Below are 20,380 nucleotides of genomic sequence, written 5' to 3'. Positions count from 1 at the left end.
CCACTGAGGGTGGTAGCCGGCTCTCGATCACTCCGGAGGTGGGCGCAGCGCCCCCAACGCCGCGTTGACGCCGTCCAGGTCCGCCGGCCGGCCGGCCCGGAGCAGGTCGAGCAGGTCCCGGCCGACAACAGCCACCTGGTCAGCCAGTGCGTGGTCGGCCAACCGCGGGACCGCCCGGCGCGGCGCGGCGGCCGCCCCGGCCGCCGCATCGGCAAGGGCCTGCGCGAGCCGGTGCGCCCGGTGGGCGACGGAGTCCGCGCCGGAACTCGCGACGGCGGCGGCAGCGTCGCCGGTGAGGCGCCGGTCGAGCCGGCGAAGGTCACGGACCACACGATCGAGTTCCCGTGCTAGCACCTCGACATCGTTGCTGATCACCACTGCCCGTCCGATCCGTAGATGGTCTTGACGAAGGGGGTTGTGCGGTATGGGCCTGTCAGGCACAGTCGAAGTACGGGAACCCTCACCCACGGAGGCAGCCATGAGCCTGAATCACTCCGACGAGACCCATCGCAATCTTCTCGCCCGGGTCCCAGGTGTCACCGGACGAGAACTTCCGGAGTGGTTCGAGGCCTTGGAGGCCGGACCGGCATTCCTACGGTTCGACGACCGCGTGAGGTGGCTGCGCGACGAGCACGGTCTGGCGCACGGCCACGCCACCGCCATCGTGCACGAGCACGACCTGCGCCGCGCAGCCCGCTTCTTCGGCTGAGGCGTCGCGGGGGGTCAGCGCCCGCCGTCGGCCTGCGCTGTCGTCGGGCACTAGGCGTGTGTTCGCCTCACTAGGCAAGCATTCCTGGTGGAGCGGGAACAACCATGCCGGACGTGATCATTTCCGAGGCGGTCGGCGGGGAACAACGAGATCGGCCCGCCTCGCGTAGTACACGAGGCGGGCCGAACGTGCGTCACCGTCACGACGGACGGTGCTGCGGTCATTCTCCGCGAAGGATGGCCAGCAGGCGCAGGATCTCGATGTAGAGCCAGACGAGCGTGACCGTGAGGCCGAACGCCGCCGTCCAGGCGAACTTGGCCGGGATACCGGCCTTGACGCCCTTCTCGATGAAGTCGAAGTCGAGGATCAGGACCAGCGACGCCAGGCCGACCGCGAACAGGCCGATCAGCGCGCCGAAGATGCCGTCGCGGAACCCGAACGCGCTGTCACCGCTGCCGAACACCATGAACAGCAGGTTGACCAGGCTGAACAGGGCGTAGCCCATCAGCGCGATCATGACGCCACGGCGGAACTTCGGCGTCACGCGGACCTTGCCGCTGCGGTAGACGAGCAGTGTGGCGGTGAAGACCGCCAGCGTGCCCAGGACCGCCTGCGCCACGATGCCGTCGAGGGGGCGGCCGCTGATGGCGTAGTTCTCGAAGATCTGGCTGATGCCACCGACGAACAGGCCCTCGAACGCGGCGTAGGCCAGGATCAGCGGCGGCGACGGGTTGCGCTTGAACGCGTTGACCAGGCCGAGCACCAGGCCGACGATCAACCCGACGAACGCGAGGCCCGGGTTGAACCAGCCCACGACGGCGCCGGCGAGCAGCACGGCGAACGTGATGCCCGTCTTCATGACGACGTCGTCATAGGTCATGCGCCCGGTCTGGACGGGGGTCGCAGACGGGGCGGCGTACATCTGCTGAAGTTCTTCAGCACTCGGCGCGGCAGCGTCGTAGGTCGCGTGCCGTCCGTTGAAGCCTTCAGCCCGATTGAAGATCGGGTTGTTCCCTTGCATCGCTCTCCTCCAACGCCCGTCACCGGGCGGATCAGATACGTGGGACAAGTCTACTGATCACCAGGCTCGACAGGGAGACTGGAGGCCGCCAAAGGCCTGGTGAACGAAAATGTCACATCGGCCCGCCGGGCGCATCCACCCGGACCGGATGAACGGGCCTGCGGCCGGCCTCACCGCCGAGCTGACGGAATGCCCCGTTCGCCGCTCTCGACTACCCTGAGCGGTCGAGCAGCCGAAGGTCTTGCCGAGGGGGTCACGCGATGTCTAGCACAGGTTCGCCCACGGGTCCTGACGATCCGGGCGGTCACGGTCCGGACGGTCGTGGCGGCGACGGTCCCCTCCCGCCGGTTCCCCCACCGCCGGCCCACGGCTCCACGCCCCCGCCGCCCCCGGGAGCCGTGCCCCCGCCGCCTCCGACGGGCCCCCAGCCGCGGCCCACCCGGCCGCTGGACCTCGGCGCGGTCACCGTCAGTTCCACGCCCGAGCAGCCCGAGCCCGGCAAGCGCCGCCGCGGCCTGGTCGCCGGCGTGCTGGCCGCGGCGGTCGTCGTCGTAGTTCCGGGCGCCGTGGTGGCGTGGCAGGCACTCGACGGCGGCGGGACGCAGCCGCACGACGTCCTGCCGGCCGATGCCCTCGGGTACGCGCGCATCGACCTTGACCCGTCGGCCGGGCAGAAGATCGACGCGTTCCGGTTCCTGCGTAAGTTCCCGCTGTTCACCGAGGCCACCGGCATCGAGGACGACCAAGCAGACTTGCGCGAACGGCTGGTCGACGCGTTCTCCGCGGCCACCGGCTGTGACGTGAGTTTCTCCGACGACGTGGAGCCGTGGATCGGCAACCGCCTCGGTATGGCCATGTTGCCGCCGGCCGGCGACGGCGACGAGCCCGGGTTCGCCCTGGCGCTGCAGACTGACGACCAGGACGCCGCCGAGGCCGCGATCGACAAGGTCCTCGAATGCGAGGCGTCCGGCGATGCGCAGATGGGCCGCGCGTTCCTCGACGGCTACCTGATCATGACCGACACGCAGGAGAACGCCGACCGGTACGCCGAGGCCGCCGCCGAGTCCTCGCTCGACGACAACGCCGAGTTCACCGAGACGATGGACCTGCTCGGCGACCCGGGCATCGCGTCGGCGTGGACGTCGGGCACGGCGCTGTTCGACTCCTTCGGCGGCGTGGACGCCTTCGCCGATCTGCCCGAGGGCGCCGGTGTCCCGTCGGGTGAGGAGATGCGGCAGCTGGTGGACGACTCGTACCGCAGCGCCGCGGTGGCGTTCCGGTTCGACGACTCGTACGCAGAGGTCGCGGCCGTCATGACCGGCGAGGTGTACCAGTCCGTCGACACCGACGGCGTGCGCGCCGATGTCCCCGACGACACCACGGCCTTCCTCGGCGTGGCGGGCGGCGGCCAGTACGCCGTCGACAACTGGGATGCGCTGATCGGGTCCTATCCGGGCGCCGACGACGAGCTGGGCTTCCTCGAGGAGCAGACGGGGATCACGCTGCCCGAGGACCTCGCCACCGTGTTCGGGGAGCACTTCGTCGTCGCGATGGGCGGCGGTGAGCTCGACCTCGGCGCCATCATGGAGGGCGACCTGTCCACGCTGGACGTCGGCGCGCGGGTCCAGACCGATCCGGACGCGTTCCAGGACTTCTGGGACCGCGTCCAGGGCTTGGCCGAGGACTCCGGTGCGTCGTTGGACGGCGTGCCGATGCAGATCATCGACGACGGCTACGTCATCGCCACCAACGACGACTACGCCGACACGCTGCTCGACGGCGGCGGGCTCGGTGACAGCGACGTGTACACCACCGCGGTCCGGGACGCGGACGACGCCAACACGGTGTTCTTCCTCAACTTCGATGCCATCGAGGACGACATCCTGGCGGCGGCCGAAAGCCAGGGCCTGAGCGACAGCGAGCTCGAGTCCATCCAGGCGCTGCGGGCGCTGGGCGCGTCGGCGCGGGTGCTGGACGGTCACACCGAGATGAGCCTGCGCGTCACCGCCGACTGATCGACTGTCGCCGTTCCCGTGGAGTGTGCCCGGTGACGGGGCCGGGGGTGGCTGCGCCCCGCCACCGGGCACGTGCGGTCAACCGGCGGTGCCGATCCGCCAGGCCCGGTCGATGCGCTGGCTGACGCTGTTGCCGTCGCCGTCGGTCGCCGACACCCGCACGGACGCGAAGCCGGCCCCGGCGGCAGGGATCTCAGCGCGGAACGTCCCGGCGCCGGACGCGGTCACCGGCACCTCCTGCCAGCTGGCGCCGTCGTCGAACGACACCTCGGCGGCGACGGTGAACCCGCCCGGCCCTGTCGCGCCCGGCTGATAGGCGGGCGTCACCACCAGCGGGTAGGTCTCGCCGGCGGGCACGTCGTTGTTCAGCCCGGCATCGAGCCCGTAGCCCAGCTGCACCAATGGCAGCACGTCGCGCGCATCCTCCGGCCGGCCGGACCGGAAGCCCCATGTCGTCTCCGTATGGGTGGACAGGTCGGAGAAGTGGCCCGGCCCGCTGGTCACCGACAGCGACAGCGCGAAGTCGGCCTCCTCAGCCGGGACCGTGAACTGCGCGTCCGACCACGTCGACGTGCCCACGACCTCGCCGTTGCGGCGCAGCACCAGCTCCGACCGGTCACCGGCCTGCTCGAAGATGGTGCCGTAGAGCGCCGGCCCGTACAGGTAGTGCGGAATCGAGATCCGGATGGCGTCGCGGAACCGGGCCACGGGAAGCCCGTACTCCTCCGCGCCGCTGAGTGCCGGTGTTCCCGGCGCGACCAGCGGGCCCCACCAGGTCCGCTGGGTGGTCGACCCGGTCTCGTACGGCCGGATCGCCGACCATGTCCAGTACAGGCCCGGGAACTCTTGGTGCGGCTGGCCGAAGCGCTGCCACTCGACACCCTCGCTGGTGATGTACTCGGTGCGGTGCACCGGCCCGTTGCGCGCGATCCGCAGCCCCGTGCCGAGCGTGGCCGAGCCGACATACGGCGCCCACAGCTCCTGCCGGTTCATGCGCTCCGACGCCTGCCGGTACTGCGTCTCGACGGTCGCCAGCGGTGTCTCGGTGACGTCGTAGGTGGTGCCGCCGGGGATGCCGTCGGTGTCGGTGAACGCCAGCTCGTAGTTGTAGGTGGAGTCGCGCAGCCCGACGACGTCGACGGTGCGGCCAGGGTCGGCGGCCAGGGCCGCCCGCAACCGGTCGCCGGTCTCACCGCTCACCGCGTAGGCGTGGTGCGGCGCGGACCAGAGGCTCTGCGACCACCCGCCGGGCCCGTCGTTGGCGATCAGCACCAGGGCTGCCCCGGCGTCGCGGGCGAGCTCGAGCTGTTCGCTCGTCGCATCCCCCGACTCGCGCCGGGTGACGAGCGCGACCGCTCCGTCGACGGCGTCGCCCGCAGCGGCGAACTCCGCCGCGGTCCCGGTGCCGACGTCCACCACGCGCAGCGCTCCCGCACCGACATACGGGTTGCGCTGCGAGATCAGCGCCGGATACGGGTCGAGCTGGAACCCGTCCGGGCCGGGCACGGTGGCGGTGAGCAGCGGCTCCACCAGCTGCCAGGTGGTGGAGAACTCGAACGTCCCGGTGCGCGGCCGATCGCTGGCGATCACATACACCTCGGGCTCGAACCAGTTCTGCGTGAGCATCCGGGTCATCGACTGCTCTGCGACCTGACGGTGCCAGGTGACGGTGACGTCCTCGACGTCGGCAGGGCGCGGGGTCACCACCTCGACCGGTTCGCCGTCGCGCGCGTCGTACCGCAGCGAGATGTCGTCGTCGACCAGCAGCTCCGGCTCACCGGCGATGGTCTCGCTGGTGGTGAGGATCCCGTCGCCCGGGGTCTCGATCGCGGTGACCAGCGTGTACCGGCCGGCCGGCACCTCGATGGCCTCGGTGCCGTCGCGCAGGAACCCCCGCGTCCATTCACCCGTCTCGGTGTTCCACAGGTCGACCGGCCCGGCCGCCGGCGCACCGTCGCGGTCGGTGGCGGTCACGGTGATCGTATGGACCGGCCGTTCGACGGTGAACGCGACGACGCTGTGCAGGTTGACGCCGCGGTTGCGGGGGTCGGTAGCGACGATCTGCCCGGTGTAGGTGCCGCCGGGGCTCGCGGAGGCGGCCACCTCGACCTGGGTGCTGGCCGTTCCGCGGGGCGGGATCGCCAGGACCCGGTCGCGCACCCGAAGCGCCGGAGTCACCTGACCGGAGCCCGGCCGGGTCACCTCGGCGGTGAGCCGCAGCGTGACCCGCCGGTCGGTCGGGTTGTGGTACGTCAACGTCCGGCTCACCGCGGGGTCCTCCATGCCGAGGTGGCCGAGGTCGACGACACCCTGGTCGACGCTGACCGCGTCGGCCGTCGCGGACGCGATGTCGAGCCGGCCGCCGCCCTGGAAGGTCAGCGGCTGCTCCGGCAGCGTGACACTGCTGGAGACCAGCCGCTCCTTGATCTGCTCGCCGTCCCAGTCGGCGTGCTGCTGCGCCACGATGGCAGCGGCGCCGGCGACGTGCGGGGTGGCCATCGACGTGCCGTTCATGGACGTGTAGTGCTCGTCGAGCAGGTTGCCCAGTGAGGTCCCGGCGGCCCGGGCGGCGACGATGCCGACTCCCGGTGCCACGATCTCCGGCTTCACCGCGCCGTCCCCGCGACGCGGGCCGCGGGAGGAGAACGCCGCCGGCTGGTCGGCCTTGTCGACCGCGCCGACCGTCAGCGCCGTCGTGGCCGCTCCCGGCGACGTGACGCTCCCGTCGTCCGGCCCGATGTTGCCGGCCGCGACGACGAACAGGGAGTCCGACGTCTCGCTGAGCCGGTCCACCGCCTGGCTGAGCGGGTCCGTGCCGTCGGTCGCGTAGTTGGTGCCGAGGCTCAGGTTGACCACGTCGGCGCCCTGCTCGACCGCCCATTCCATGCCTGCGATGATCCAGTCCTCGTAGCCGCTGCCGTTGGCGTCGAGGACCTTGCCGACCAGCAGGTCCGCGCCTGGCGCGACGCCCCGGGTGACGCCGTCCGACGCCGCTCCGGTACCGGCAATCGTGGCCGCGACGTGGGTGCCGTGACCGTGTCCGTCAAGGCCGGGCTGACCCTCCGGGTCGGTGTCCTCGGTGAAGTTCGCCGCCCCGGTCACCTGACCGGCCAGGTCCGGATGTCCCGGATCCCAGCCGGTGTCCAGCACGGCCACCGTGGCGCCGGTGCCGTCGAGGCCGGCCTCCCACGCGGCCGGTGCACCGACCTGCGGCACGCTCTCGTCCAGCGCCACCTCGACGCGGCCGTTGAGCCAGATCTGGCCGACGGCGCCGGACACCAGCTCCTGCCACACGTCGCGCACGTCGTCCTTCGGCGCGGCGACGACGACGGCGTCGAGGCTGTCGAGCTCACGCTCGGCCCGGATGCCCGGCGGAGCTTCGGGCACGCTGCGGATTCCGGGCCCGTCCGGCGCCGCCAGCAGTAATGGGAGTTCGGCCGTGGCGGCGTCGTGGTAGCCCTCCTGAGCCAGGTAGGTGACGTCGAACAGCCGCTCGTCGAGTGCACCGGACTCCAGATACGCCACCGCCTCGTCGGGCACCACGTGCACGTGTCCGTCCAGCTCGGCGATCCGGGGCTGCCGCTCGGTGGCCGACTCCTCGATCCACGCGGCCTGCCGCCCGTCCGGTGCGATGTGCAGCGCGACGACGTCTCCGGTGAGCAGCGTGACCTGGTAGGTCTGGCCGGCGCCCGAGGTGACGGCCGGGCCGGTGCCCACCGGCGCCGGCGCCGACGTGGCCGTGGGTGCCGCGGTCCCCAGCACGGTCAGGGCCGCGGCGGTCAGCATCGGTACCGGCAGTCTCGACCACCGGCTCTTCGGATCGCTCATCGTTCTCCCTCGCCTCGGTCGACGCCCGCCGGGCCCGGTCGGTGCGCTACGTCTCGGCTGTGCTGCCGACACCGCCACGATGCGGACGCCGGCGTCTCGCCAGGCAGGAACTCCCTGTGTGGCCACGGTCCCGCACCGCCGGAATGGTTGCGATTGTGCGGATCACCCATTTATCTCCGCATCGCAGCGCCGAGCCGCCGGGATGCGGGTGGCCCGCCTTTGCAATGGACACCTATACGCACCACCGGCGCCGACGGCCGCCGCGAACGGCGATGGCGGGTGGTTTGGTGGGGCCAGGGCGCCACCAAACCACCCGCCATCGACAGCACGACCCATCCGCTCACCTGGATCCGGCGCCCATTCCGACCCGGCGCGGAGGCGGGCGGCGGGTCGCGGTGGCGGGTCGCCGGTGGCCGGTGGTGGGTCCCAGGTGGCCGGTGGCCGGTGGCCGGTGGTGGGTCCCAGGTGGCCGGTGGCCGGTGGCCGGAATGATCAGGTGACCGTTCCCGCCGAATGGGTGTGTCGAGGTCATCTGATCGCGGCCGGTCCACATGCTGGAGCCGATCAGGTGACCTAGCCGCACCGATGCGCGTGCGGTCGTCACCTGATCGTCGTCACGAACCCGATCACGCGACACATCGACGATCAGGTGACAGCGCACCACGTCGGGCTGCGCCGCCACGAGAGGCCGCCCACCGCCAGAGTTGCGCCACAACGAGAACCCACGCCACCGCCGGGACCGTCTCGCCACGACAGCCCGCCCACCGCCAGGGCTGCGGCACGAGATGCCGCGCCACAGCCAGGACATCCCGCCACAGCCAGGACGCCCCGCCACGGCCAGGACGCCGCGCCATGGCCAGGGCCGCGTGGCGCTGCGTCCGGCGAGCGCGCACGGCACCTGCTGCGACGTCTATGCCGTCATCCGCGGTGGCGGGCAGGAGGGCGTCGGCACACCCGGGTGGTGCGTATAGGTGTCCATTGCAAAGGCGGTGGGACCTTTCCCAGCGGCACCAGTCTCAGAGCGGTTCCCAGCCGTCCCCGCCGCCGGCTCCGTCGTCGTCGGCGGGGGCGGGCTGCGGCTCCCAACACCCAGTCGGCTCGGCGGCGGGCTCGGCGCTGGGCTGTTCGTGCTCTCCCATGGAGCCACGATCAGCTTCGCAGGCGCCGCTCGCGAGTGGGCAGATCACCCAATCTTGGGGTCGGTGGCCGCCGCGTCGGCGGTGATGGCCACCGCCAGCGCCGTCCGCGACCTCACCGCCAGCTTCCGCATGGCGGCGCTCAGGTGCCGGTCGACGGTTCGTGGCGACAGGTAGAGCGACTCCGCGACCTGCCGGTTGGTGAGCCCCTGCGCGACCAGCCGGGCCACCTCGAGTTCCCGCGGCGACAGCCGGTCGCCGTAGCCGCGCCGGCCGCCGCGCCAGGCGCGGGCAACGTCGACACCCTGCCCGCGCATCAGCTGGGCCACCCGGTCGGCGTCCCACCGTGCGCCCAGTTCCCGCAGCCGCCGCTGGACCGAGGTGAGCAGGTCCAGCGCGGCGTCGCCGGCACTGCCTGCGGCCAGGAGGCTACGGGCGCGTCGTTCCCGGGCGAGCAGTTCCGCGTACGGACGGGGCAGCCGCGACCAGGCCTCGGCGGCCTGCCCGAACAGGTCCGCGGCCGTGGCGTCGTCGGCGGCCACCAGTCCCTGGCAGACCAGCAGCGCGGCCCGCGAGGCCGGCATGTCCCGGCCGGCCAGCCCGGCGGCGAACCGGTCCACCAGCTCACCGGCCTCGGCCAGGCGTCCCGCCCGCACCAGCCCTTCGACGTGTGCCGGCGCGAGGTCGGCGGCCCACAGCCAGAGCTCCTTGCGCACGATGGTCGCCATCGCCGGGCCGGTGACCTGCAGAGCGTCGTCGACGGCGTCGTCGGCGAGATACAGCCGGCCCAGCGCGCCGGTGGGGGCGGCGTGCACGTCGACCAGGCCGCGCCGCCCCGCCTCCGCGACGACGGTGCGCAGGTGCTCCTCCGCGTCCGCTCGCCGGCCGTCGGCGAGTCCGGCGAGGCCCAGCAGCATTCGCGCCTCGAGCAGCGCCTCGGGCAGGGTGTCGTCGCTGTCGGCCAGCTCACCGACCCGGTCTGCCAGGCCGTCCCAGGCACCGGCATGCCAGTCGACGAGCGCCCGGGTGATCAGGGCGGAGTTCATGAGGCGCTGGTAGCCGGTGGACGCGAGCAGCTCGATCGCCCGGTCGAGCTGCCGGCGGGCGTCGTCGTCGCGGCCCCAGCCGATGGCCGAGTGGCCGACGTTCATCAGGCCGCGCGCCAGTTGCCGCTGATCGAACAGGGTGGTGGCCTCGCCGGCCAACTCGGCCGCGGCCGACCAACCCGACTCCTCACCCATCATCAGCAGAGCGCTGGCGCGGTCGACGTCGAACCAGACGCGCTCGGCCTCGGGCAGGTGCGGCATGGCCCGGGTGGCGCGGCCCAGCCACTCCAGGTGCCGGCTGACCGGCCAGTCGTGGCCGCGCGGATAGGCAAGCGAGATCATCGCCCGGACCGCGAGTTCCGGCCGCTCGGCGAGGTCGGCCACCGCCGCCTCGACCTGCGAGATGCCGGCGTCGAAGTCGCCGAGTTGCAGCCACAGCCGGCCCAACAGCACCCGGATCTCCCCGCGCTGGGCGGCCGGCAGGTCGTAGCGCTCCAGGGCAGAGCTCAGCGTTTCGGCCACCTCCAGCGCCAGGTCGCCCAGGGCTGCGACGCCCCAGGTAGCGGCCTCGCCCAGGCTTCGCACCAGGCGGGCATGCCGGTCCGGCGGATGGTCGGCCGTGGTGAGCAGCTCATGAAGGACGACGACGGCGGCGCGGTCCTCGCCGGACTCCAGCGCCAGGTCCGCGGCCGCCTCGGCGTACCGGCTCCAGGCGGCGACGTCGCCGGCCTCACGGTAGTGCCGGCTGAGCCGGGCCACCGGCGCCGTCCCCGAGCCCTGTAGCGCCTCGGCGGCCTTGCGGTGCAGGTGCCGGCGTTCGGACGCCGGTGTGGCCTCCTCGATGGCCCGGGACGCCAGCGCGTGCCGGCACACGAACCGGCCCGCGGCGGCCTCGCGGACCAGCCCGGACGAGAGCGCCTCGGCCAGCCCGAACCGGGCGTCCTCTTCGTCCAGGCCGGCGACGGCGGCCAGGGTCGGCTCGTCGGCGGGATCCGTCAGCACGGCTGCCGCGGCCAGGATCCGCCGCGCCTCCGGTGCCAGCCGGGCCACCCGCTCGAGAACCGAGTCGCGCACCGTCGGCGGCACCTGCAGCTCGTCGAGTGCGCGCCGCGACCACTCGCCGCCGCGGCGGACGATGTCGCCACGGTCGCGCAGCAGTGAGACGCTCTCCTCGACCGCCAGCGGCACGCCTCCTGTGTGCCGGTGCAGGAACGAGACGAACTCCGCCGACACGTCGTCGGTGGCGAAGATGGACGCCACCAGCGCGGTGGTGGCGTCGACGCCGAGCGGTTGCAGCGTCAGGCTCAGCCTCCGCAGCCCGGCCGGTGGGCGCGACGTGAGCCGCAGCAGCGGCGACCCTGCCGGCACGTCGGTGGCGCGGTAGGTGACGACCAGGCTGAGGTCGCGGTCGCTGGAGGCGCACAGCATCGGCAGGAACTCCAAGGTGGCCGCGTCGGCCCAGTGCGCGTCCTCCAGGACCAGCACGTCGACGCCGGACCGTTCGACCAGCTCGACGAGGGCCCGGAACAGCCGGTGCCGGGTGGAGCTGGGATCCTCCAGCGGCTCCAGCGCCGGCGGCAGGTGCTCGGCCCACTCCGGGAACAGTGGCCGCAGCGCACCGGCCAGCGGGGTCAGCTCGACGCCGTCGATGGAGCGGCGGTGCAGGGCATCGACCAGGGGCCCTAGCGGGAACGGCTCGGCCATGGGCGGGCAGGCAGCGGCCAGCACGGTCAGCTCGTCGAGTCCGCGCAGGCTCTCCTGCAGCAGACGGGTCTTGCCGATGCCGGCCTCGCCCTCCACCAGCACCAGCGCCGGCCCGCCGGTGAGGGCTTCCGCGACGGCCGCCAGTTCGCGGTCGCGGCCGACGAAGGCGGGGCCGGTCGATTCGATCGGGCGGGCGGTGCGGGCAAGCTGACGTTCCACCTGACCTCCCGTCGCCGCCGCGCCACCGTGGCCGACCGGGTTCGCCCGCCGGGTCAACCGTCCGCCAGCTTAGGGGAGCCCGCATCGGGCGCGGCCATCAGCGATGCCGGTGTCGTCGCACGGAGTGGGTACGGTAGGCGATCGATGACTGTGAACGAGCCCGACGACGGCGCCGGTTTCGCCGATCTGGCGTTGCGACCGGAGTTGATCCGCGCCCTGTCGACACTGGGGTACGAGGAACCCACCCCTATCCAGCTCGCGGCGATCCCACCGCTGCTGGCCGATCGGGACCTCCTCGGCCAGGCCGCCACCGGTACCGGGAAGACGGCGGCGTTCGCGCTGCCGGTGTTGCAGCGGCTGTCCCCGGACGGCCGGGGCGCCGGCCCCGTCGCCCTGGTGCTCACGCCCACTCGCGAACTCGCCGAACAGGTCTCACAAGCGTTCCACCGCTACGGCCGCGAACTCGGGGTGCGGGTGCTCCCGGTCTACGGCGGGCAGCCCATCGGGCGGCAGCTGGCGGCGCTCGCGCGCGGGGTCGACGTCGTCGTCGCCACGCCCGGTCGCGCCCTGGACCACATCGCCCGGGGCACGCTGAACCTGGACGGCCTGGAGACGGTCGTGCTGGACGAGGCGGACGAGATGCTCGACATGGGCTTCGCCGAGGACATCGAGGCGATCCTGGAGCAGACCCCCACCGGCCGGCAGACCGTGCTGTTCTCGGCCACCATGCCGGCGCGGCTGGACCGGATCGCGCGCCGTCATCTGAGCGACCCGGTCCGGATCGAGATCGGTCTCATCCCGACGAGTGAGGGCAGCACGCCGCTGGTTCGGCAGAGCGCGTACATCGTCGCCCGGGCGCACAAGCCCGCCGTGCTCGGGCGGGTGCTGGACGTCGAGGCGCCCGCGGCGGCCATCGTGTTCTGCCGCACCCGGCAGGAGGTCGACGAGCTGACGGAAGCGCTGAACGGGCGCGGGTACCGGGCCGAGGCCCTGCACGGCGGGATGGACCAGGAGCAGCGGAACCGGGTGATGGGGCGGCTGCGTGCCGCCACGACAGAACTGGTCGTCGCCACCGACGTCGCCGCCCGGGGACTGGACATCGAGCAGCTCACGCACGTCGTGAACTACAACGTGCCCGCCGCGGCGGAGGCGTACGTCCACCGGATCGGCCGGGTCGGGCGTGCGGGGCGAGAAGGCGTGGCGATCACGCTCGCGGAGCCGCGTGAACACCGCATGCTCAAGGCGATCGAACGTCTGACGAAGCAACGCATCGCGGTTGAGAAGGTGCCCACCGTCGCCGAGCTGCGCACGCGCCGGCTCGACCTGACGCGTGCCGCGCTCCGGGAGATCCTGCTCACCGACGACCTGGCGCAGTTCCGCACCGTGATCGAGACCCTGACCGACGAGTTCGACATCGTCGACGTGGCCCTGGCCGGCGTGAAGCTGGCGCACGAGGCCACCACCGGCGGAACGGACGAGGAGGACATCCCCGAGGTCGCCCCCGTCTCCGCCGACGGGCGGAAGCAGCGGTCGGCGAAGGCCGGCCGGCAACGCGGCGGCGATCCGAACGCCGCCACCACGCGCATCTATCTGGGCGTCGGGCGGCGGGCCGGAATCCGGCCGCAGGACCTCGTCGGCGCGATCGCCGGGGAGTCCCGCCTGACCGGTCGCGACATCGGCGCGATCGAGATCGCTGACCGGTTCTCGCTCGTGGAGGTTCCGGAGGCGACGGCCGACGAGGTCATCGCGGCGATGCGGAGCACCACGATCAAGGGCCGGAAGGCGACCGTGCGTCGCGAGCGGTACCCGTCGAAACGGTCCGCGACCCGGTAGTGCGGACGCGAGAAGGGGCCGGCACCTGATGGTGCCGGCCCCTCGTCAGTCAGGTCCTCGGTAGGCGTTGCCTACCAGCGGATCAGACGGCGCGAACGCTCGTGGCCTGCGGACCCTTCGGGCCTTGCGCGAGCTCGAACTCGACGCGCTGGTCCTCCTCGAGGCTCCGGAAGCCGGCGCCGTCGATCTCGGAGTAGTGCACGAACACGTCCGGTCCGTCCTCGCGGGAGATGAAGCCGAAGCCCTTCTCCGCGTTGAACCACTTGACAGTTCCCTGAGTCATGAATGCTCCTCACAGGGCTGGATACGGGCACCGCACCGTGCGGTGGTCCCGGGCCGGTTCTAGACGACGCAACTTCTCCAGTGACCTGACGCCCGAGATGGTTCCTCGGACGGAAGAGCAATGAACGCAAGCAGCGCGCCCGCAACGAAAGTTCCGTGCGAGCGTGCGGAACACGACAACACAAAAACTACGACCGTCCCGTACAACCCATCCTCTCCCGAGTTCATTCCCGACCCGGGGTTCCGGTCCTGAGACGGACTCGGTCGAGCGGCCCGCGGCCGCTGGTGGTTTCATTCCACTCGAGGAGTACGGAGGTCCCGCATGGCCGATCACACGCATACCAGCGGCGCACTGGGCCGTACGGTGACCACGTCCGGCGGCGAAGCGCGCGAGTTCGCCGATGCGCTCATGGCGTTCCTCGCGACCGCCCGGCGCACCCGCGGCCGGCTGCAGCCCCTGTTCGACGACATCACCGTGCCACAGCTGGTGTTGCTCGACGCCATCGAGGAATGCGGCCGCGACGGCGTCGGTGCGGTTGCGCAGTTGACCGGGCTGACCCAGCCCACCGTCACCCGCAGTGCCGGTGCGCTGATCCGCGACGGCCTGGTCCGTCACGGCGACAACGGCGGCGACGGCCGGCGGCACGCCCTGGAACTGACCGAGCGGGGCACGGAACTGCTCGCGGCCAAACGCGACGTCGTAGCCGGGCACCTCGCGGGCGCCTGGGACGACCTCTCCCCGGCCGAGCGAGCGCTCGTCGTACCCCTGCTGCGGCACCTCTCCGACTTGGTGGAGCGCCTTTTCTGAGCCGAACGCAGGTCTGGGAACGATCCGAGCGTCCGGCAGACGAAAAGATCCGAAGGAAACCGGGGCGCAGTGTCGGATCGGGGCAGCGGCGTTCGTAGCAGGGGTAAGAGGTCGCCTGCGAGGGGCGCCGCGAGGACAAGGAAACCGCGATCATGAAACTGACGACCGTCACCAATGTCTCCGTCGACGGGGTGATGCAGGGACTCGGCGGGGCGGACGAAGACCGCCGGAACGGATTCGAGCGCGGCGGATGGGCCCTGCCGCTGTTCGAAGGCGAGGCCGAGACGTTCCTCGGTCAGGTCTACCAGCGCGCCGACGCGTTCCTGTTCGGCCGGCAGACCTACGAGATCTTCGCCGGCTCCTGGGGGACGTGGGCAGATCCGGGCGACAGCCCCATCTGGACGGCGTTGAACACGCGCCCCAAGTACGTGGCCTCGACGACGCTCACCGACCCGCAATGGGCGGAAACGACCGTCCTCTCCGGCGACGCCGCGGCCTCCGTGGGCGAGCTCAAAGCCAGCCCGGGCGGTGAGCTGCAGGTGCACGGCAGCGGCAGACTGGTCCGCTGGCTGCTCGACAACCACCTGGTCGATGAGATCATCCTGCTCACCTACCCCGTGGTCGTCGGCCAGGGCACCCGGTTGTTCCCCGACGCCGGCCCGGACGCGGCGCTCGATCTGGTCGACTCGCGAGCCTTCACCAGCGGCATCACAGCCCACACCTACCGGCCGGCCGGGCGCCCGCAGTACTCGGCCTGAACCACGTGACTCGAGGAGAGCACCATGACCGCTACCTACACGTTCGACGTCTTTTCCAGCCTCGACGGCTTCGGCGCCGCCACCGGCAACTGGACCGGCTACTGGGGCAAGCAAGGCCCCGAGCTGCTCGACCATCGCCTCGCCCTGTACCGCGACGAACAGCGGATGGTCTTCGGGGCCAACACGTACCGGGCGTTCGCGCAGATGCTGGCCTCCAGCACCGAGGACTCCGAGGTCCGCGACCCATGGGTCACCCGGATGAGGAACCTACCGGCAACGGTGGTGTCGACCACCCTGGAAGGGCCGCTCGACTGGCCCGACGCGACCGTCGCGAGCGGTGACGCCGTCGACGTCGTCGCCCGGCTCAAGGAGGAGTCCGAGGTGCCGTTGCGCTCACACGGCAGCCTGTCGATGAACCGCGCGCTGATGGCCGCCGGCCTGGTCGACCGCGTGCAGGTCACGCTCTTCCCGGTGATCACCGGCCAGACCGGAGCGGACCCGATCTTCCAGAACGCAGCCGACTTCGACCTCGAGCTCATCGAGCACCGAACACTCGACGGCCACATCCAGGAACTCGTCTACCGGCCCACCCTGCACGTCTGAGTGCATCCAGGCACCTGCCCGGAGATTCTCCCCGCGGCCTGGGAAGCGGTGTCGGCTCGGGGCCGCGATGTTCGCAGCAAGGATGAGAGGCTGCCCACGAGGGGCGCCCCGACCATAGGAGATGGTCTTCAGATGCAGTACCTCGTTTCCGTGATCGAGCAGTTCCTGCCGGGTGGCGTCCGAGCGGACGAGGCCGGCTCCGCCACTCCGGAGGAGCAGGCCGCGATCAACGCGTTCAACGACCGGCTCACTGCGGAGGGTCGCTGGGTCTTCGCCGGTGGCCTCGCGTCGCCCAACACGGCCACCATCGTCGACAACCGGGGCGGGGAGGCGATGTTCACCGACGGACCCTTCCTGGAGTCCAAGGAGCACCTCGGCGGCTTCTGGGTCATCGAGGCTCCCGATCTCGACGTGGCGCTCCAGCTCGCGGCCGAGGGCTCGAAGGCCTGCAACCGGAGGATCGAGGTGCGGCCGCTCCTGTGAGCATGGTCGACGTCCGGGAAGCGATCACCCGTGCCCACCACGAGGAATGGGCACGGGTGGTCGCCGGCCTGGCCAGGCGGTTCGGCGACCTCGACATCGCCGAGGAGGCCGCTGCCGACGCGTTCGCGACCGCCGTCGAGCGGTGGCCGGCCGACGGCGTACCGCCCAACCCGGGCGCCTGGCTGACCACCACCGCCAACCGCAAGGCCATCGACCGGATCCGGCGCGAGAACAAGCGCGACGACAAACAGAAGGAGGCTCGGATGCTGTACGACGACAACCCGGTCGAGCCTCTCGGCGCCATCGACGACGAGCGGCTCCGGCTGATCTTCACCTGCTGTCACCCGGCGCTCGCGATGGAGTCCCGCGTGGCGCTGACGCTGCGCATGGTCGGCGGTCTGACCGTGCCCGAGATCGCCCGCGCCTTCCTGGTGCAGGAGACCGCCATGGGCCAGCGGATCACCCGCGCGAAGGCCAAGATCAAGGCCGCTCGCATCCCCTACCGGGTACCGGGCGCGGACGACCTCCCGGCACGCGTCTCCGGCGTTCTCGCCGTCCTCTTCCTCGTCTTCAACGAGGGCTACCTAGCCAGCGGCCCGGACTCCGACCCCGTACGCCACGACCTGACCGCCGAGGCGATCCGGCTCACCCGCCTGGTCCGCGCCCTCCTGCCGCAGGACGGTGAGGTGGCCGGGCTGCTGGCTCTGATGCTGCTCACCGAGGCCCGCCGCACCGCCCGCGTGTCGGCCGGCGGCGAACTGGTCACCCTCGGCGAGCAGGACCGTGGGGCCTGGGACGCGGCGCTCATCGCCGAGGGCCACCGGCTGGTGCGCGAGCGCCTGGCCGCCGGGGTGGCTCCGGGTCGCTATCAGATCCTCGCCGCGATCAACGCCGTGCACACCTCCGCCCGCGACATGCGCGACACCGACTGGTCGCAGGTCGTCGCCCTCTACGACCAGCTCGTCCGGCTCGACCCGTCGCCGATCGTCGCCCTCAACCGGGCCATCGCCGTCGCCGAGCTGGACGGCCCCGAGGTGGCGCTTGCCGCCGTTGACCGGCTCGACGACACGTTGGCCGGCTATCACGCCTACCACGCGACCCGCGCCGACCTCCTGCGCAGGCTGGGCCGCGGCCGGCAGGCGCGCGCCGCGTACGACAGAGCCATCGAGCTGGCGGGCAACACCGCCGAGACCGCCTACCTGACCCGCCGCCGCGACCAGCTCGGGTAGCGCCCGCGCGGATGGATCTGCCCGGATCCGGCCAGGTCGGAGACCTCGACGCGCCATCGCTGGCGCGCTGCGGTGTTCCTGCTATATAAATCGACGTACTCTCGGTGGTGACGAACTGTTCACGGTGGGTATGTGGACAGCAAGTCGCCTGCAGCCGCAACGGAGCGGAGGTGAGCCACGTGAGCTATTGGTCGGCACACCTCGTGCACGCGATGTTCGACGGCCTGCGATATCTCATGTGGATGACGGTCAGCGGCTTTGCCGTCGTCGGCGCCGCCTTCTACGGCGGTTCCAGCGTCCACGCGATCTGGCAGAAGGCCGGACCACCCGCCCGACGGCGCCGTGACGCCGTCGCCCGCGAGGCCGAAGCCGGCATCGCGGAGATCGAGGCGTTCCTGGAGGCCAGGTCTCCGGGTACCGAGCCGGAGGCGCCGCCGGTCCAGCGCCATCAACGGCCCCCGGCCCCCGGCGACACCGCTTGATGCGACGATTCCGGCATGCCTGAGCCGTCCGCTCCGTACCGCTTCTACGGTGACCTGGCCTCTTGGTGGCCACTGATCTCGCCGCCGGACGAGTACGCCGACGAGGCCGCCTTCGCCGCCAGCGTGCTGAACTCCGCGCAGCGGCCGGTACGGGAGGTGCTGGAGCTGGGCAGCGGCGGCGGCCACAACGCCGTCCACCTGAAGCAGCACTTCGCGCTCACCCTGGTCGACCTGTCGCCGGAGATGCTCGACGTGTCGCGGCGGCTCAACCCCGAGTGCGAGCACCACCAGGCCGACATGCGCACGGTCCGGCTGGGCCGCGACTTCGACGCCGTGTTCGTCCACGACGCCGTCGACTACATGGTCACCGAGGACGATCTCGTCCAGTCCATCGCCACCGCGTTCGCGCACTGCCGGCCCGGCGGCGTCGCCGTCTTCGTCCCCGACCACACCGCCGAGACGTTCCAGGAGAGCACCGAGCACGGCGGCGAGGACGACACCGACGGCCGCGGTGCCCGGTTCCTCGGCTGGACCTGGGACCCGGACCCCGCCGACACCTGGGTGCGAACCGAGTACGTGCTGCTCCTACGCTCGGCCGACGGCAGGACCGAGTGCGTCCACGAAACCCACGACACCGGCCTGTTCAGCCGCGACGTGTGGTTCCGCCGGCTCACCGATGCCGGTTTCGAACCGATGGCGCTCAGCGAGCAGGTCGCCGACGGCGCGCACACCCCGCGCGACATCTTCCTCGGCCACCGCCCCTCCTCCCCTTGAGACCCCACTTCTGGAGACTTATCCACGCCAAAACTCTCCTCGTAGGGTGCGCAACTCTCCAGAAGTGGGATCGCGTCGGGCGCCGGCCGGGTCAGGTCGCGGGGGTGATGTTCTGGTTGAGGTGGAACACGTTCTCGGGGTCGTAGGCCGCCTTCAGGGTGCGCAGCCGTGCCAGCTTGGCCGGCCGGTACGCCCGCCGCACCCCCGCGCTGCCTTCGTCGCTGAGCGCGTTGACGTACGCGCCGCTGGCGAACGGTTCCATGGCCGCGGCCGACCGGCGGGCCAACGCCATCCGCTCGGTGTCCTCGGCCGGGTCGGCCCACTTCGCGGCCGCCACGTACTCGAACGCGGCGTCGCGCTGGCTGAACGCGGAGTCCTCGTCGGGGACGTCGGCGATCGTGCCCCCGTAGGCCTGCAGACTGACGCCCACCCCGTTCGCGGCGTGCTCGACCAGCGCGTCGACGGCGGCGTCGGGCAGGCCGTGCAGGTAGTGGCCCTTCCAGTACCGGCGCATCGAGTACCCCTCCGGGCTGTCCTCGCGCCGCTGCAGGTCCACGTAGGACAGTTCACCGACGTTCTCCGTCACCGGAGCGCCCAGCGCCCGCAGCTCCGGCACCAGCGACGACGCACCGTCGGGCCGGCCGACCCAGACTAAGCCGACGGTGGCGAGCCCGCCGCCCAGTGACACGGCGAACGTCGCCGCCCGCGGCGCCTGCGTACTGAGGTCGCGCCAGCCGCGCAGCACGGCGGCGGCCCGCTCCAGCGGATACGACAGTTCCGCGACGAACGCGCGGGTGCCCACCGGGTGCAGCTGGAACTCGAACGACGTGACGATGCCGAAGTTGCCGCCGCCGCCGCGCAGTCCCCAGAACAGGTCGGGGTTCTCGCTGCGGCTGGCGCGCACGACGTCACCGGCAGCCGTCACCACCTCGTACGAGACGACGTTGTCGCACGTCAGGCCGTACTGACGGGCCAGCCAGCCCATGCCGCCGCCGAGGGTGAGCCCACCCACCCCGGTGTGCGACACGTTGCCGGCGGTGGTGGCCAGGCCGTGCCGCTGCGCCGCGGCGTCGAGCGCGCCCAGCAGCGCACCGCCCTGGACGACGGCCCGCCGCCGCTCCGCGTCGACCCGCACGCCGTTCATCGGGGTCAGGTCGATCATCACGCCGTCCGCGGGCACCGCCAGCCCCAACACACCGTGCCCGCCGCACCGGACCCCGATCTCCAGGCCCAGCTCGCGGGCCGTGCGCACCGCCGCCACGACGTCGCCGACGCTCGCGCAGCGCACGATCATCCGCGGCCGGCGATCGACCATCGCGTTCCAGACCGTGCGGGCACGGTCGTAGTGTTCGTCGCCCGGCAGGACCAACTGGCCGTCGAGCTGCTCTCGGATCCGGGTGTACGTCGTCATGGCTTCGAGCCTGGCAGCGACCGGTACTCGCGATAAGGT

At 71.8% G+C, this 20,380-nt stretch carries 17 protein-coding genes; 10 read left to right on the top strand and 7 right to left on the bottom strand.

Going from position 1 to position 20,380, the window contains the following annotated elements:
* Positions 1 to 27: 27 nt before the first annotated feature.
* On the bottom strand, positions 28 to 354 hold the full coding sequence (locus tag JIAGA_RS32815; protein ID WP_157552763.1) for a hypothetical protein: 327 nt from the start codon (positions 352 to 354) through the stop codon (positions 28 to 30).
* 124 nt (positions 355 to 478) lie between these two features.
* On the opposite strand from JIAGA_RS32815, the gene JIAGA_RS0105925 reads away from it, so the two are divergent.
* Positions 479 to 709: a DUF4287 domain-containing protein gene (locus tag JIAGA_RS0105925; RefSeq protein WP_026874958.1), complete on the top strand. Its 231-nt coding sequence runs from the start codon at positions 479 to 481 to the stop codon at positions 707 to 709.
* A 220-nt stretch (positions 710 to 929) separates the two neighbouring features.
* Here JIAGA_RS0105925 and JIAGA_RS0105920 read toward each other — a convergent pair whose 3' ends face one another.
* The gene (locus JIAGA_RS0105920; protein WP_084469502.1) at positions 930 to 1,730 is read right to left on the bottom strand and encodes a Bax inhibitor-1/YccA family protein; all 801 of its coding nucleotides are present in this window, start codon (positions 1,728 to 1,730) and stop codon (positions 930 to 932) included.
* Positions 1,731 to 2,128: 398 nt separating this feature from the next.
* Between JIAGA_RS0105920 and JIAGA_RS0105915 the strand changes: the two genes are divergently transcribed.
* Complete coding sequence (locus JIAGA_RS0105915) at positions 2,129 to 3,745, top strand: DUF3352 domain-containing protein (RefSeq protein ID WP_026874956.1); 1,617 nt, start codon at positions 2,129 to 2,131, stop codon at positions 3,743 to 3,745.
* 78 nt (positions 3,746 to 3,823) lie between these two features.
* Here the strand turns inward: JIAGA_RS0105915 and JIAGA_RS27820 are convergent, their stop codons facing one another.
* The 3 genes from JIAGA_RS27820 to JIAGA_RS0105900 all read right to left on the bottom strand — a co-directional run bounded on the left by JIAGA_RS27820 (position 3,824) and on the right by JIAGA_RS0105900 (position 11,678).
* The gene (locus JIAGA_RS27820; protein WP_084469501.1) at positions 3,824 to 7,573 is read right to left on the bottom strand and encodes a S8 family serine peptidase; all 3,750 of its coding nucleotides are present in this window, start codon (positions 7,571 to 7,573) and stop codon (positions 3,824 to 3,826) included.
* 1,016 nt (positions 7,574 to 8,589) lie between these two features.
* Complete coding sequence (locus tag JIAGA_RS35885; protein WP_281172663.1) at positions 8,590 to 8,712, bottom strand: hypothetical protein; 123 nt, start codon at positions 8,710 to 8,712, stop codon at positions 8,590 to 8,592.
* Positions 8,713 to 8,756: 44 nt separating this feature from the next.
* Positions 8,757 to 11,678 (bottom strand): ATP-binding protein, encoded by a 2,922-nt coding sequence (locus JIAGA_RS0105900; RefSeq protein WP_026874955.1) that lies wholly within the window; start codon positions 11,676 to 11,678, stop codon positions 8,757 to 8,759.
* 144 nt (positions 11,679 to 11,822) lie between these two features.
* Between JIAGA_RS0105900 and JIAGA_RS0105895 the strand changes: the two genes are divergently transcribed.
* The gene (locus JIAGA_RS0105895) at positions 11,823 to 13,511 is read left to right on the top strand and encodes a DEAD/DEAH box helicase (protein WP_026874954.1); all 1,689 of its coding nucleotides are present in this window, start codon (positions 11,823 to 11,825) and stop codon (positions 13,509 to 13,511) included.
* 82 nt (positions 13,512 to 13,593) lie between these two features.
* Here the strand turns inward: JIAGA_RS0105895 and JIAGA_RS0105890 are convergent, their stop codons facing one another.
* Positions 13,594 to 13,794 carry a cold-shock protein gene (locus JIAGA_RS0105890; protein WP_026874953.1) on the bottom strand — a complete coding sequence of 67 codons (201 nt, stop codon included), beginning with the start codon at positions 13,792 to 13,794 and terminating at the stop codon, positions 13,594 to 13,596.
* Between the two features lie 321 nt (positions 13,795 to 14,115).
* On the opposite strand from JIAGA_RS0105890, the gene JIAGA_RS0105885 reads away from it, so the two are divergent.
* The 7 genes from JIAGA_RS0105885 to JIAGA_RS0105855 all read left to right on the top strand — a co-directional run bounded on the left by JIAGA_RS0105885 (position 14,116) and on the right by JIAGA_RS0105855 (position 18,930).
* The gene (locus JIAGA_RS0105885) at positions 14,116 to 14,601 is read left to right on the top strand and encodes a MarR family winged helix-turn-helix transcriptional regulator (RefSeq protein WP_026874952.1); all 486 of its coding nucleotides are present in this window, start codon (positions 14,116 to 14,118) and stop codon (positions 14,599 to 14,601) included.
* Between the two features lie 152 nt (positions 14,602 to 14,753).
* Complete coding sequence (locus tag JIAGA_RS0105880; RefSeq protein ID WP_026874951.1) at positions 14,754 to 15,359, top strand: dihydrofolate reductase family protein; 606 nt, start codon at positions 14,754 to 14,756, stop codon at positions 15,357 to 15,359.
* A 24-nt stretch (positions 15,360 to 15,383) separates the two neighbouring features.
* Positions 15,384 to 15,962, top strand: coding sequence for a dihydrofolate reductase family protein (locus JIAGA_RS0105875; RefSeq protein ID WP_026874950.1), 579 nt, complete (start codon positions 15,384 to 15,386; stop codon positions 15,960 to 15,962).
* A gap of 132 nt (positions 15,963 to 16,094) precedes the next feature.
* Positions 16,095 to 16,445: a YciI family protein gene (locus JIAGA_RS0105870; protein ID WP_026874949.1), complete on the top strand. Its 351-nt coding sequence runs from the start codon at positions 16,095 to 16,097 to the stop codon at positions 16,443 to 16,445.
* Between the two features lie 2 nt (positions 16,446 to 16,447).
* Positions 16,448 to 17,674, top strand: coding sequence for an RNA polymerase sigma factor (locus JIAGA_RS0105865; protein WP_026874948.1), 1,227 nt, complete (start codon positions 16,448 to 16,450; stop codon positions 17,672 to 17,674).
* A 179-nt stretch (positions 17,675 to 17,853) separates the two neighbouring features.
* Positions 17,854 to 18,156, top strand: a complete 303-nt coding sequence (locus tag JIAGA_RS0105860) for a hypothetical protein (protein WP_157552757.1) — start codon at positions 17,854 to 17,856, stop codon at positions 18,154 to 18,156.
* Between the two features lie 15 nt (positions 18,157 to 18,171).
* On the top strand, positions 18,172 to 18,930 hold the full coding sequence (locus JIAGA_RS0105855) for a class I SAM-dependent methyltransferase (protein ID WP_026874946.1): 759 nt from the start codon (positions 18,172 to 18,174) through the stop codon (positions 18,928 to 18,930).
* 91 nt (positions 18,931 to 19,021) lie between these two features.
* Here the strand turns inward: JIAGA_RS0105855 and JIAGA_RS0105850 are convergent, their stop codons facing one another.
* A complete protein-coding gene (locus JIAGA_RS0105850; RefSeq protein WP_026874945.1) occupies positions 19,022 to 20,341 on the bottom strand; it encodes an FAD-binding oxidoreductase in 1,320 nt (439 codons plus the stop codon).
* Between the last annotated feature and the right edge of the window lie 39 nt (positions 20,342 to 20,380).

The sequence above is a fragment of the Jiangella gansuensis DSM 44835 genome (assembly GCF_000515395.1).
GTDB classification, from domain to species: Bacteria; Actinomycetota; Actinomycetes; order Jiangellales; family Jiangellaceae; genus Jiangella; species Jiangella gansuensis.
This window is presented reverse-complemented; position numbering and strand designations above follow the sequence as displayed.